14 protein-coding genes are annotated in these 13,461 nt (G+C 65.3%); 5 read left to right on the top strand and 9 right to left on the bottom strand.

All coding sequences use genetic code 11. The features are described from left to right. Window positions 1–3: 3 nt before the first annotated feature. Complete coding sequence (locus tag ACIP90_RS04995) at window positions 4–342, bottom strand: hypothetical protein (protein ID WP_400577458.1); 339 nt, start codon at window positions 340–342, stop codon at window positions 4–6. A gap of 184 nt (window positions 343–526) precedes the next feature. On the opposite strand from ACIP90_RS04995, the gene ACIP90_RS04990 reads away from it, so the two are divergent. Then, on the top strand, window positions 527–3,190 hold the full coding sequence (locus tag ACIP90_RS04990) for a GH32 C-terminal domain-containing protein (protein ID WP_400577457.1): 2,664 nt from the start codon (window positions 527–529) through the stop codon (window positions 3,188–3,190). A gap of 78 nt (window positions 3,191–3,268) precedes the next feature. Here the strand turns inward: ACIP90_RS04990 and ACIP90_RS04985 are convergent, their stop codons facing one another. Both ACIP90_RS04985 and ACIP90_RS04980 read right to left on the bottom strand, forming a co-directional pair. Further along, window positions 3,269–3,562 (bottom strand): putative quinol monooxygenase, encoded by a 294-nt coding sequence (locus ACIP90_RS04985; RefSeq protein ID WP_400577455.1) that lies wholly within the window; start codon window positions 3,560–3,562, stop codon window positions 3,269–3,271. Between the two features lie 56 nt (window positions 3,563–3,618). Further along, window positions 3,619–4,614, bottom strand: a complete 996-nt coding sequence (locus ACIP90_RS04980) for a LacI family DNA-binding transcriptional regulator (protein WP_400577707.1) — start codon at window positions 4,612–4,614, stop codon at window positions 3,619–3,621. Between the two features lie 164 nt (window positions 4,615–4,778). Here ACIP90_RS04980 and ACIP90_RS04975 point away from each other — a divergent pair, with 164 nt between their 5' ends. The 4 genes from ACIP90_RS04975 to ACIP90_RS04960 all read left to right on the top strand — a co-directional run bounded on the left by ACIP90_RS04975 (window position 4,779) and on the right by ACIP90_RS04960 (window position 8,865). After that, entirely contained in the window at window positions 4,779–5,894 is a 1,116-nt protein-coding gene (locus tag ACIP90_RS04975) for a substrate-binding domain-containing protein (RefSeq protein ID WP_400577454.1), read from the top strand. An 88-nt stretch (window positions 5,895–5,982) separates the two neighbouring features. Beyond that, window positions 5,983–7,029: an ABC transporter permease gene (locus ACIP90_RS04970; RefSeq protein ID WP_400577452.1), complete on the top strand. Its 1,047-nt coding sequence runs from the start codon at window positions 5,983–5,985 to the stop codon at window positions 7,027–7,029. After that, window positions 7,026–7,820: an ATP-binding cassette domain-containing protein gene (locus ACIP90_RS04965; RefSeq protein WP_400577451.1), complete on the top strand. Its 795-nt coding sequence runs from the start codon at window positions 7,026–7,028 to the stop codon at window positions 7,818–7,820. The genes ACIP90_RS04970 and ACIP90_RS04965 overlap by 4 nt, the downstream gene beginning before the upstream one ends. A gap of 73 nt (window positions 7,821–7,893) precedes the next feature. Next, window positions 7,894–8,865: a carbohydrate kinase gene (locus ACIP90_RS04960; protein ID WP_400577450.1), complete on the top strand. Its 972-nt coding sequence runs from the start codon at window positions 7,894–7,896 to the stop codon at window positions 8,863–8,865. A gap of 164 nt (window positions 8,866–9,029) precedes the next feature. Here ACIP90_RS04960 and ACIP90_RS04955 read toward each other — a convergent pair whose 3' ends face one another. Genes ACIP90_RS04955 through ureE form a run of 6 tightly spaced genes read right to left on the bottom strand, consistent with a single transcriptional unit; the run spans window position 9,030 to window position 13,451 of the window. Further along, a complete protein-coding gene (locus tag ACIP90_RS04955) occupies window positions 9,030–9,614 on the bottom strand; it encodes an HhH-GPD-type base excision DNA repair protein (protein WP_400577448.1) in 585 nt (194 codons plus the stop codon). Window positions 9,615–9,672: 58 nt separating this feature from the next. Continuing rightward, a complete protein-coding gene (locus tag ACIP90_RS04950; RefSeq protein WP_400577447.1) occupies window positions 9,673–10,755 on the bottom strand; it encodes a HoxN/HupN/NixA family nickel/cobalt transporter in 1,083 nt (360 codons plus the stop codon). Further along, window positions 10,755–11,654 (bottom strand): urease accessory protein UreD, encoded by a 900-nt coding sequence (locus tag ACIP90_RS04945; RefSeq protein WP_400577445.1) that lies wholly within the window; start codon window positions 11,652–11,654, stop codon window positions 10,755–10,757. The genes ACIP90_RS04950 and ACIP90_RS04945 overlap by 1 nt, the downstream gene beginning before the upstream one ends. Further along, a complete protein-coding gene (ureG, locus tag ACIP90_RS04940; protein ID WP_400577443.1) occupies window positions 11,651–12,268 on the bottom strand; it encodes an urease accessory protein UreG in 618 nt (205 codons plus the stop codon). Before ureG ends, ACIP90_RS04945 begins: the two co-directional genes overlap by 4 nt. A 24-nt stretch (window positions 12,269–12,292) precedes the next feature. Continuing rightward, window positions 12,293–12,985 (bottom strand): urease accessory protein UreF, encoded by a 693-nt coding sequence (locus tag ACIP90_RS04935; protein ID WP_400577441.1) that lies wholly within the window; start codon window positions 12,983–12,985, stop codon window positions 12,293–12,295. Beyond that, window positions 12,966–13,451 (bottom strand): urease accessory protein UreE, encoded by a 486-nt coding sequence (gene ureE, locus ACIP90_RS04930; protein WP_400577439.1) that lies wholly within the window; start codon window positions 13,449–13,451, stop codon window positions 12,966–12,968. The genes ACIP90_RS04935 and ureE overlap by 20 nt, the downstream gene beginning before the upstream one ends. Window positions 13,452–13,461: the final 10 nt, after the last annotated feature.

The raw sequence follows: 13,461 nt of genomic DNA, 5'->3' as shown, positions 1-13,461 counted from the left end.
ATGTCAGCCCGCGGTGCAGGCCTGCTGCAGCTGTTTCACCGACTCGTTGGGGACCTCGTCACCGGCCTCAGCGATCTCCGTCAGCGGATCCGTGATCTCGGAGGGAACGCCTGCGGTTTCGGCGCCTGCCACGAGCCCGGTCAGCACAGCCTTGTCCGAGGCACTCACGAGGCCGTCCTCCAGCAGCGCGCAGATCTGGCCTTTCACCTGCTCGGCCGCAGCGTTCGCAACACCGGAGGCGGCGGAGCTTGCCGCGTTCTGCACTGCTTCCTCCGCCTGGCCGCACCCGGCCAGGAGAAGCATCGCGGGAACCATGGCAAGGGCAGGAAGACGTAGTTTCATGCCTCCCAGCCTAACAAGGTGCCCAGGGGCTTCCCCGGCCGGGTACACCCACGGCGACAACGATGTCCACTGTACGCCTGAGACTCCATTCGCCAGCGGTGCCCTAAAATCCGTTGACTTGTCTCGTGGACTTAACCTAGCGTTCCTTGCACTGACAACGTTGTCTAACGGAAAGGCGCGCGCAATGAAGTGCGACCTCAGCGAAATGAGCAGCAAGAAATCACGAAGAATGCAGGTCTGTTCCGCCCTGGCACTGGCAGGTCTCGGCCTTGCCGCCGTGCTGGCCGGGACCGGACCGGCCTCGGCCGCCGGAACGGTTGGGGACGAGCAGTACCGCCCGGCAATCCACTTCACACCGAAACAGAACTGGATGAACGATCCCAACGGGATGGTCTACCACAACGGCGTCTACCACCTGTACTACCAGCACAATCCGTCCGGCAACACGTGGGGCAACATGTCGTGGGGCCATGCCACGTCCACGGACCTGACGCATTGGAAGGAGCAGCCGCTGGCCATTGCCACCGATGACCAGCAGGACATCTTCTCCGGCAGTGTGGTGGTGGACAAGGACAATACGTCGGGCTTCGGCACGGCGGAAAACCCACCCATGGTGGCAATCTTCACGAGCGCCTACAAGGATGCCTCGCCGTACAGAGGCCTCCAGGCGCAATCCCTGGCTTACAGCCTGGACGAGGGGCAGACCTGGACGAAGTACAGCGCCAACCCGGTACTCAACCGCAATTCGGCGAACTTCCGTGACCCCAAGGTCTTCTGGTACGACTCCCCGAACGGAGGAGGCTACTGGGTCATGGCCGCTGTTGAGGCAACGGAGCACAAGGTACTGCTGTACAAGTCCGGCAATCTCAAGGACTGGACGCTGCTGAGCGAATTCGGACCGGCCAACGCCACCGGCGGACTGTGGGAATGCCCGGACCTCTTCCCCCTGGCTGTCGACGGTGATCCCGCCAACGTCAAGTGGGTCATGGTGGTCAACATCAACCCCGGCGGTGTGGCCGGCGGCTCGGCCGGGCAATACTTTGTGGGTCGCTTCGACGGCACCACCTTCACCTCGGAGTCGACCAAGGCCAGCGATACGCTTCCCACCGGTACTCCAGTCGCCGGTTTCAACGACGGCACGTTCAACGGCTGGACGGTCAACAACGAACCCGGCAACGTAAAGAACGGGCCGTTCGGGGACGCCCCCGCCGCGGGAACGCTTCCCGGGCAGAACGCCGTCACCGGTTTCGCCGGTGCCGGGCTCATCAATTCTTTCAACGACGGCGACTGGCCGGTGGGCTCCATGAACTCGCCCGCGTTCACCGTGGGGAGCGACTACCTGAACTTCCTTGTTGGCGGCGGGCAGCACCCCCGGGTCTCGGACAAGCTGGACAACACACCGCCTCCCGGCGACCTGCTGTTCAGCGGCTTCGAGGTCCCCGACGGATCCACGCTGGCCGACGCCGGCTGGACCGGCACCGGGGAACTGGCGCCCAATTTCCAGCCCGCAACCGCAGGCGGTGACTTCTACATCGGCGCCAAGCGCATCAACACGTTCGAAACCGGCGGCGCTCCCGGCGACGACAGGCAGGGAACCATGACCTCGCCGTCGTTCACTGTGTCCCGGAACTTCATGAGCATGCTGGTCGGAGGCGGGCACCGGGATGCGACGTCGGGCCAGCTGCTGGAGGCCCAGCTGGTGGTGAACGGCAACGTGGTGCGCACCCTCGCGGGCGACGACTCCGGCGCCCTTAACTGGAAGGGCTGGGACGTGTCCGAGTTTGCCGGGCAGCAAGCGCAACTGCGGATTGTGGACCAGGCCACCGGCGGCTGGGGACACCTGACCCTTGACCACGTGATGCTGACGGACCAGGCTGCCGTGCCGCGTTCGGACGAAACCACGGTCAACCTCGTGGTCGATGGAAAAGTGGTCCGGACAGCCACGGGCGCCAACAGCGAGGTCCTCGACTGGGCCTCGTGGAATGTCTCGGAATTCAAGGGGCGGCAGGCCAGCATCCGCGTAGTGGACAACAACCGTTTCGGCTGGGGCCACATTCTTGCCGACGAATTTGTCGCATCCTCCCGTCCTGCGACGCCGCGGCTCGAGACGTATGACTGGCTGGACTACGGCCGGGACTACTACGCCTCGGTGTCCTTCGCGAACATGCCACAGGATCAGCGCATCATGCTGGGCTGGATGAACAACTGGGACTACGCCAACGCCATTCCCACCTCGCCGTGGCGCAGCGCCATGTCCCTGCCGCGCCAGGTGGGGCTTACACAGACCGCGGCTGGTCCCCGATTGGTCCAGAAGGCCGTCCAGCAGGTGGACAGCCTCGGCACGAAGAGCAGCTATTCCGAAAAGCGGGCCAGGAGCATCACCCCGGGAACCCATGTGCTGCCGTCGGCCGCGTGGGGCCAGGTCCAGAAGATCGACGTCACCTTCGCTCCGGGCACCGCGGCCAAGAGCGGCATCACGGTGCTCGGAAGCGGAAATTCCTCGACCGTTATCGGCTACGACAAGGCGACGGGCAAGCTGTATGTGGACCGGACGAAGTCCGGCAACACGGCCTTCCACCCGCTGTTCACGTCGGTAGACTCGGCCCCGGTGACGCCGGATGCCTCCGGTAACGTGAAGTTGAGCATCTACGTCGACCGGTCCTCCGTGGAGGTCTTCGCCCAGAACGGCCTGCGCACCATCACCGATCAGGTCTTCCCCGAACAGGGGGCCAGCCAGGTCGCACTCTTCGCCGAGGGTGGCACAGCGCAGCTGAAATCGATCACCGTCAAGCCGTTGACGCAGTCGATGTTCGTCCCGGACACAACGGTTAAGAAGAACAGACCGTAGTAGGGGCAGCAAGCACGGCAACACAGCAGCGGGGCGGGGACCGAAAGTCCCCGCCCCGCTGCGGTCGTTGGAGGGAGATCAGCTGACCGGCTGAAGCCAGGTCAGCACTGAGCCGTCCTCCTCGATGTGGTCGGCCAACTCCCCGTTGAAGCGGGCACCGTAGTCGGCGCTGATGTGCTCCTGGAATGCGGCATCGTCTTCGTACACTTCGAAGACAAAGTATTGGCGGGGGTTGGTTTCCCGCGTGTAGGGCAGGAACAGCTGGTTTCCCGGCTCACGCCTGACATGTTCCGTCAGTTCGCGCATCATTTCTGCAACCCGGTCCTCACTGCCGGGCTTCACTGTGAATTCTGCATAGAGCGTCTTGGCCATGGTTTTCTCCTCTGGAGGTTCGCTGGGTTGTTGAATTGTGCGGGTTGAAAGCGTGGTTAGCGCGGGCGGAGTTCTCCGGACCCGCGCTGGATGAGTTCAGTGGGAACGACGTACGTCCGCGGGGCGCGGTCATCGCCGTCGATCCTGGCAAGGAGCCGCTCGGCGGCAAGCTGCCCGATGCGTTCCGGATGCTGCGCAATGACCGTGATGCCGGGGTCCATCATGTCCGCCAGCGTGAAGTCGTCGAATCCCACCAGGGCAATCCGCCTATTTGCGCCGAGCTCCTTCAGGGCACGCATGGCACCGAACGTGACGAGGTTCTGGCTGGAGAAAATGGCCGTGGGCGGATCCTCGGACCGGAGCAGGCCAAGGGCCGCCTGGCGTGCAGACTCCTCGTCGTGGAGCCCCTCGATCACCGGCACTGCCGACGTCGCGATGCCCGCCCTCCCGAGTTCCTCAATAAATCCCCGCCGACGCTCTCGGGCTGTCTGAATGTCTGTCCGATCACCAAGGTAGGCAAGCTTTGTGTGTCCCTGCGCAATCAAGTGGGCGGCGGCCCTGGCGGCTCCCACGGCGTTGTCCGTCACCACGGCATCTGCCTCGATGCCGACCGGTTCACGGTCGATGAACACCATGGGCAGGTCCCGTGAATGCTCCGGGATGACATAGGACTGGCTCTTGGCGATTGGCGTCAGGACGAGCCCGTCAACCCGCCTGCCCAGGAAGGCCGCGACCAGGGACTTCTCACGCTCGGGGTCATCGTCGAGGCTGGCGGCAAAGACCGCTATCCCCCGGGCGGCCAGCGCATCTTCCAGTGCGCGGTGGATCTCAGAGCTGAACGGGTTGGCCACGCTGGGCAGCAGCAGCCCGATCGAAAGAGTCTGCCGGCCGGAGCGGCGCAGGCTGCCGGCCGCCATGTCCAGCTGGTAATTGAGCTGCCGAGAGGCGCTGAGGACCCGCTGGCGGGTAGCCTCCGAAACGCCGGCCTCGTCGTTCATCACCCGCGAGACGGTCTTGATGCCCACTCCGGCGAGTGCCGCAACGTGGCGCATAGTGGGCCGATTCTTCGCTCCATCGGCGTGGTAACGATTAGACATCGTTGTCATAATTTGGTCCTTCATCATCGGAATTATGTTGACTCTACCCTGTGACGCTGGTTACATGACTAATGACATCGTTGTCAGGCACAGGAAGTGCCACGAAACCAGGAGATTCAATGTTGAGTTCCAAAGCCCCGCGGACAGCCGCCACCCGCCTGCTTGCCGTCGGCGCAGTCCTGACCCTCGGCACGCTGAGCCTCGCTGCCTGCGGGGGAAGCCCTGCAGCCTCCTCAACCGAAGGCTCGTCCTCCGAGAAGGTCGGCGTGTCCCTCATCGTGAAGACCACGTCCAACCCCTTCTTCGTTTCGATGCAGGACGGCGCAAAGAAGGCCGCCGAAACCGACGGCGTGGACCTCAAGCTCGCGGCCGGCAAGGCTGACGGCGATGAAGAGACCCAGATCCAGGCCATCGAGAACGCTATCTCCAAGGGCGACAAGGGCATCCTCATCACGCCTAACGGGCCCTCTGTCGTTGACGCCTTGAAGAAGGCGAAGGACGCCGGCCTGTTCGTCATTGCCCTGGACACTCCCCCGGACCCTGCAGACGCAGCCGACATCACGTTCGCGACCGATAACTTCGCCGCCGGTGAGCTGATCGGCAAGTGGACCGCAGCGCAGCTTGGCGGGAAGAAGGCCACCATTGCGCTGCTGGACCTGTTTGACGACAAGGTCGTCTCCGTGGACTACAACCGCGACCAGGGCTTCCTGACCGGACTGGGCATCGACACCGCGGACAAGAAGAAGAACGGCGACGAAGCCAAGACCGGAAAGTACACCGGCGGCAAGGGCGGCGACTACGAAATCGTGGGCAGCCAGGCAACCCAGGGTGCTGAGGACGGCGGCCGGACGGCGATGGAAACCCTCCTCGCCAAGAACCCGAACATTAACGTCATCTACACAATCAACGAGCCTGCCGCAGCCGGCGCCTTCGAGGCGCTGAAGTCCGCCGGCAAGGAGAAGGACGTGCTGGTGGTCTCGGTCGACGGCGGCTGCTCGGGCGTCAACAACGTCAAGGCCGGTGTCATCGGTGCCACTGCCCAGCAGTACCCGGTGAAGATGGCGGAACTGGGCGTCAAGGCCATCGTTGAGCTGGCCAAGACCGGCAAGAAGCCGGCCAACTCACCAGGACTGGACTTCTACAACACCGGTGTGGAGCTCGTCACGGATAAGGCCGCCGATGGCGTCAAGAGCATCACCACGTCCGAGGCCGCCAAGATCTGCTGGGGCAAGTAACCAGCGTTGAACCCTACGCCGCGGGAAGTGCTGAAGTAGCACTTCCCGCGGCACCACACCACCAGAACCTTGACGTTCAGGAGCAACCGTGACCCAGCAACAGACCGCAGGCCCGCCCGCCGCAGGGCATGCAGACCCGGCCGAGGAGTTCCTCGACCGGCAGACCCCGCTCAGCCGTATCCGCAACATTCTCCACCGCTATCCCGCACTCAGCCCGGCCATTGTCCTGCTTGTTGCAGTGGTGGTCTTCGGGCTCCTCAATGAGAGGTTCCTGCGGGTCGAGAACCTGTCCCTGATCACCCAGCAGGTCTCGGTGGTGGGAACCCTTGCAATCGCCCAGACGCTCATCATCCTCACCGCTGGCATCGATCTTTCGGTGGGCGCCGTCATGATCCTGTCCTCCATGGTGGTGGCGCAGCTGGCCACCGGCAACGGGGCGCCCGCGCCGCTGGCGCTCCTGCTCGGGCTCGCCGTGGGGCTCGCGGCCGGGGCGCTGAACGGTTTCCTGGTCACCAGGTTCCGGCTCCCTCCATTCATCGTCACGCTCGGAACACTGAACATCTTCATCGCCCTGACCCTGCTCTACTCCGGCGGCTCGACCGTCCGCGGCTCGAGCATGCCGGACCTGCTCACCTGGACCGGAAGCACCTTCCCGGTCGGGCCGGTCCGCATCTCCACCGGCGTAGTCATGATGCTTCTGCTCTACATCGCGGTCGCGTTCATCCTCGGCAAGACCGCCTGGGGCCGACATGTCTACGCGGTGGGCGATGACAAGGAAGCCGCCCGCCTGGCTGGTATCCCGGTGAACCGGGTCCTCATGAGCGTTTACCTCGCAGCCGGTGCCGTATTGGCCATCGGTGCGTGGATCCAGATCGGCCGCACGAACGCAGCCAGCCCCAACGCCGGTGTGGACCTGAACCTCGACTCCATCACTGCCGTCGTCATCGGCGGAACCAGCCTCTTTGGCGGACGCGGCTCCATCTGGGGCTCCCTCCTCGGGGCGTTGATCGTCGGCGTGTTCCGCAACGGCCTCTCGCTGGCCGGCCTCGACGTGCTCTACCAGACCCTCGCAGTGGGCGTCCTCATCATCGTCGCTGTGTCCATCGACCAGTGGATCCGAAAGGTGAAATCATGACCGCCACAGAATTCCAGCCGGCCAAGACCGAGGTCCGCCAGCCGATCCTGCAGGCCAGGAACCTCGTCAAGACCTTCGGCCGCGTCGTGGGTCTGGACGGCGTCAGCCTCGACCTGTACCCGGGCGAAGTCCTGGCGATCATCGGCGATAACGGTGCCGGAAAATCCACGCTCATCAAGTGCCTCACCGGGGCGGAGATCCCGGACTCGGGCGAGCTGAAGGTCTCCGGCCAGCCGGTCCACTTCAAGCGCCCGCAGGACGCCCGCGTCCACGGTATCGAGACGGTGTACCAGAACCTTGCGGTATCGCCGGCACTCGACGTGGCATCAAACCTGTTCCTCGGCAGGGAGGAACGCATTCCGGGACCGCTGGGGAAGATCTTCCGCGTCCTGGACACCAAGGGCATGCGCCGCAAGGCCAAGGAAGAACTGACCCGGCTTGGAATCTCCACCCTCCAGGACGTGACGGTGGCGGTCGAAAACCTCTCGGGCGGCCAGCGCCAGGCCGTCGCCGTCGCCCGCGCCGCGGCGTTCGGCTCCAAAGTGGTTGTGCTGGACGAGCCGACGGCGGCCCTCGGCGTGCGGGAATCAAACCAGGTCCTGCAACTGGTCCGGGACCTCCGCGACAGGGGCCTGCCGGTGATCCTGATCAGCCACAACATGCCCCATGTGTTCGACGTGGCCGACCGGATCCACATCCAACGCCTGGGCAAGTGCGCCGCCACCATCACCCCGCAGTCCCACTCCATGACCGACGCCGTGGCCATCATGACGGGTGCCGCCACCGCCTGATTCGGCGAAAAGCCGCCGCTTCCCCAACACCCCCGTCCGCGGGCCTGCAGCAGCCGGGTCCGTGGACGGCCCCATGAAAGGCCCCTCCATGCTCAAGACCCACTCCAGTACTCCCGCAGCCCAGCCCGACGTCATCGTCATCGGCGAAGCCCTGGTCGACGTCGTGACCTCGCCCGAGGGCACAGTCGAGCATCCGGGGGGCTCGCCCGCGAACGTCGCCTATGGGCTGGGACGCCTCGGCGTCAGCGCTGCCCTCCTGACGTCAATCGGCGACGACGACCGCGGCGCCGCAATTGCCGCGCACCTGGCCAGCGCCGGCGTCGAACTCCTGCCCGGCTCGACATCGCAGGGCCGCACCGCCTCCGCCACGGCCACGCTGGCGGCGGACGGCTCCGCACGGTACGACTTCGACATCGCCTGGGAGCTCCCGCCGGTGGCTCCTGCGTTCCTCCCCAAAGTGCTCCACACCGGCTCGATCGCCACGTTCCTGGCCCCCGGCGCCGCCGCGGTCAAGGCGCTTCTGGAGCAGTCACACCGCGAGTGCATGGTCACCTACGATCCCAACATCCGGCCCGCGCTCTTGGGCAGCCAGGCCGAGGCACGGTCAATCTTCGAGGACCTGGTCCCGCTGACCGACGTGGTCAAACTCAGCGATGAGGATGCCCGGTGGCTCTACCCGGATCTTGAGCTCGAGGCCACCGCGGCGCGGATCCTGGAGCTCGGCGCTGGGCTGGCGGTGGTCACCTGCGGCTCCGAGGGCTCGCTGCTGGCAACCCCGGCCACACGGCTGCAGATCCCGGCCATCACGTCCGTGGTGGCTGACACCATCGGCGCCGGCGACTCCTACATGGCGGCACTGATTTACGGCCTCCTGGCCCGTGGAACGGACGGCCTGGCTCCCGCCGTGCTGGAGACGCTGGGACGCATGGCATCGAAGGCGGCAGCCATCACGGTCCGCCGGCCCGGCGCCAACCCGCCCACCGCTGACGAGCTGCTCGCTGACCTGCCCGAACAGGCATCCGCTCCGGCAGCCGTCGTCGCCTGATTCCGTCAGCCGTTCGGCCGGGCGAAGGGCCCGGCCGAACGGGCCTCCCCTTCACGGATGGGGCCAAGGGGCGCAGCGCTGATTGGGGGGCCGCGCCTAGGCGCGGTCCTGGCAAGATCCGCAGGCGCAGCCGGAGTCCGCCGCTCGGCGCGGGAGCCCTGGCGTCAGCTCCCGGCCGCTTTCGCTGATTTCGCCGCGGCTTTCGCGGCCTGCTTGCTCGCGCGCACCTTGCTCAGCGACTCCTGGTCAACAATGTCGGCGACGGACAGGAAGGCGTCCTCCTGGCCGTAGTGGCCGGCGGCCTCGCGCCAGCCTTCTGCTTTGAGGCCGCACTGCTTCCCGAGAAGCGCCAGGAAGATCTTCGCCTTTTGCTCGCCGAATCCGGGCAGGGCCTTGAGCCTGCGCAGCACTTCCTTGCCGTCTGGGTCACCCTGGGTCCAGATGGCGGTGGCGTCCCCGTTCCACTCGCTGTGCACGGTCTCGGCCAGGGCCTGGACACGTGCGGCCATGGAGCCCGGGAAACGGTGCACGGCCGGCCGCTCCTTGAACACCTCGACGAAGCCCTGGGGATCGTACCCGGCGATCGCCGCGGGTTCGATCGACCCGATGCGAGCGCGGATCTTTTCGGGGCCGGCAAAGGCCGACTCCATGGTCACCTGCTGGTCAAGCAGCATTCCGGTGAGCAGCGCAAACGCGTCATCGCTGAGCAGTTTGTCGGCAGCGGGATCCCCCGTGATGTGCAGTTCCATGCGTCCTATCCTGCCATTCGCTCCGGTCCGCGTCATAAGTTGTCCTTCTATGTCCCGGCTAGGCGGCCTGCGAAGAGCTCTTCGACCGCCCCCGCAGCGCGGCAACACCCCACACCGCCAGCAGCACAGCGACCAGGAGCAGCCCGGCCTCGCCGAGGTCCACCCCGCCCAGCCAGGTTGTCAGGGGGTCTTCGAGCCCAAAGGCCGTATGGAAGAAGCCGCCCAGGGTGATGGCTGAAACGAACAGGGCGGACAAGGCCGAGATGCCCGTGATCAGGGCGTTGAAGCCCAGCTTCCGTTGCGGGTTGTGGAGAGCCGATCTGTACATGCGCATCATGGCGACGCCGTTCGTGGTGTCGAAGAGCGTCATGGCGGCCGTGAACGACAGAGGAAGCGCCAAGAGGGCCAGCGGGGAGACTCCGGCGAGGGAGGCCGCCGCCGTCATTACCAGGAGCCCGATGGTGGTGGCAGTATCGAAACTCAGCCCGAACAGGAAGCCGATCACGTAAATGTTCCGCGGACGCTTCACCCTGGACAGCGGCCTGGTCAGCAGGCGGGCAAGAAATCCCTTGGCCTCCAGGTCCCCGTCCCGCACCTCTCCGCCGCCCTGCACGTTCCGGTACGCCTGCGCGGCCTGCAGGAACGCCGAGCCGTTGAACAGGCCCATGACCAGCAGGAACAGCCCGGAGACGCCGCTGCCGATCAGTCCCAGCACCAGGTTTCCGGTGGTGCCGTCCTCCATGAACTGGCCCACGATGGCCGCGCCGCCCACCACCAGGACGCCGGCCAGGATCACCACGGAGCTATGGCCCAGGCTGAAGGCGAACCCGACGCTCACGGGGTCCTTCCGCTGGGCCACGAACCTGCGCGTCGAATTGTCGATCGCGGCGATGTGGTCCCAGTCGTAGCTGTGTTTGACGCCCGCGAGGTAGGCGGTGAGCACCAACCCCAGGGCAACGGACTGGCCCGCACCCGCGGTGCCGGATTCAGGGGTTCCGGATTCAGGGGTTCCGGCGAAGAGAAGTGCGACGGCGGCAAGATGCAGCGCGGCCACCGCACCAAATGCAAAAAGCAAGCGGGTCCTCAGCGGCAGCTCCTCGCGCTGCCGGTACTTTGCGGCGAGTCCCGTCAGCGTCGTCATCAGTACTTCCTCAAATTTAGGGGCGCCTGCCCGTACCATTGTCCGCGCAGCAAGGCAGTACAGGCACGCAGCAGCCGGTTAAGTTCTTCCGTGGAGTCGGACAGGGACCGCAGCACCAGGCCGGTGGTTCCGCTGACCGCCCCGGTGAGGGACACCCCGGTGTAGGCGTCGTGGCCGGCCGTGAGCGCATGGAGTTCATCAGCGAGCGCCTGATCCACTCTCTGGTCCACCACAATGAGCGACCCCAAATGGCTGAAGCCCTCCATGAATGCCATGCCGGTGACGTCGTTCAGCGATGGCCGGAGCAGCACGTTATCCAGGGCCAGCAGTTCCGTGCGGCCGCCGTTCTCCACGTGGATCTCGTTGCGGAGCCGCAGTTCTTCATACCGGAATGAGGCCCCGTCGGGAGACCACCCCGGCGTAATCACCTCGGCCATCATCAGGCTCGACGACGGCTGCACGGTGATGCGCGTGTTCTGCCGGTAGCTGGCCTCCCGGTAGGCGATCAGCTGGTCCGGGGCCAGTTCCAGCTGCGCCCTCTCCCCCAGCCGCAATGTCATCCGCTGCTCGGCGAACGAGCCCGGCGTCCGGTAAATCTTGGTGGCCGACTGGGTCGTCAGGAGCAGCTTCGCCCCCTCCGCCACCTCCACGTCAATGACGTAAAGGTCAGCCCCAAGATATGCCCCGCCGGGATTGACGAATACATAGCAAACCTGCCCGGACTCATCCAAGTAATGCGGGCGCAGTATCCGCAAGGCGCCCCGGTGATACTGGTGCGCGGCCACGGACCTGCCCCCGCGCACCTCGACCCGCAGCTCAAGCTCCCCCATCGGCGCCTGCGTACTCTGGTTCAGGCCGGTTAAGTCGGCGTCACGCGCCGCCGATAGGGTCGTGCTCATTGGGCCAGGTCGAGCATCAGGACATCACGCCGCACCCAGTCGATGACGGCGTCGAGCCCTTCGTCGGTTTTGAGGTTGGTGAAGCAGAATGGCTTCGAACCCCGGAACTCGCGGGAGTCACGTTCCATGATGGCGAGGTCGGCGCCGACGTGGGGCGCGAGGTCCGTCTTGTTGATGATGAAGAGGTCGGACTTGATCATGCCCTGCCCTGCTTTTCGGGGGATCTTCTCGCCCTGGGCCACGTCGATGATGTAGATCGAGAAGTCAACGAGCTCGGGGCTGAAGGTGGCAGAGAGGTTGTCGCCGCCGGATTCCACGAAGATGACCTGCAGGTCCGGGTGGCGTTTCTTGAGCTCCTCGATGGCGGCCGTGTTCATCGACGTGTCTTCGCGGATTGCGGTGTGCGGGCAGCCGCCGGTTTCCACGCCGATGATCCGGTCCTCGGGGAGGATGCCGTTCGCTGCAAGGATTTTGGCGTCCTCGATCGTGTAGATGTCGTTGGTGATGGCGGCCATGGAGACCTCGCGGCTCATGTGACGGGTGAGCCGCTCCACGAGCTGGGTCTTGCCGGCGCCAACCGGTCCGCCGATGCCGATCTTGATGGGTTCAGACATGCTGTCTCCTTGATTCCTAAACTGTCAGCTCATGAACATGCGGGCACGTTGGCGTTCGTGCCGCATCTGCGAGATTTCCAATCCGGGGGTGACGGCCCCGAAGTCGTCCGGCGTAAGGCGCCCAATCCGTTCGACGGCGGCAGCAACGCCGTCGGATGCTGCCCGCAGCAGCCGCTGGCCAGCGTTTTGCCCCAGCGGAACGGCACGGACGGCGTTCTGCGTGAGCGAGGTAACCGTCGCAAAGAGGTATGCCGCGAGCGCTTCCGGCAGGGGCACACCCAGGGAACGTGCGACGACGGCGAACGCCAGCGGTTGGTGGCCGGCGGCGCGGCCGGCTTCCACCAGCTCCCGGTACTCCGTCAGCTCCGGGGAAGGAAACACTTCGGATCCGATCTCCAGCAGCCGGGCGCCCATCTTGGTGCTGGCCTCACGCAGCTGCCGCGGCAGGAGCTGCGCCGACAACAAGGCATCGAGCTCACCCAAGGCAACTCCCTCGTAAAGCAGCCGAATGGCCAGCCCGTCACAGTAAGTGAGCTGTTGCCCCACGAAGGCAGCCAGCCACACCCCGAACGACTCCTCGTCATGAACCAGCCCACGATCAATGTAGGTTTCAAACCCGAGCGAGTGCGCGAAAGCCCCGGTAGGAAGAGCAGAGTCGGTGAGCTGCTGCAGGGCGAGTTGGTAGGACATTCCGAAATCAGTGGCTGTGCTCGGCATGGCGGAAAGGCACGGGCAGAACGCGTTCCTGGCGGTCGTAGGGCACGCCCACGTGGCGAAGGTAGTCCTCCACCGTGTGGTCGTAGGCGCACACCATGACCTCGGCGCCGTACTCGGAGGAGGCGTCGAAGAACTGGGCCTGGAGGTGGCGGTTGCCGAGGGAGTGTGCCACGACGCCCATCTCGTGGATGGTCCGGGGCGCCACCACCAGGACGTCGGTGGGGAGCACGGACACCACGATCATGCTGGTTTCGGCCACGTGCAGGATGTCGCCGTCGCGGAGGTCCCCGGAGCCGGACGGCAGCCGGATGCCGATTTCCTTGCCGTGGTCTGTGGTGACGCGCTGGATTCGCTTGACCAGCTCGGCGCTGGGAAGCATCACTCTTTCCTTGTGCAGCCCGGCAAAGGCCGCGGTGTCCGCCTCAGGGAGGTCGCGCAGGTTGCCGAGGATTTTTTCGATGATCACATGGGGCTCC

This window comes from Arthrobacter sp. NPDC093139 (genome assembly GCF_044754165.1).
Lineage (GTDB): Bacteria > Actinomycetota > Actinomycetes > Actinomycetales > Micrococcaceae > Arthrobacter.
The sequence above is the reverse complement of the archived record's forward strand: the minus strand, read 5'-3'. Positions and strand labels throughout refer to the sequence as shown.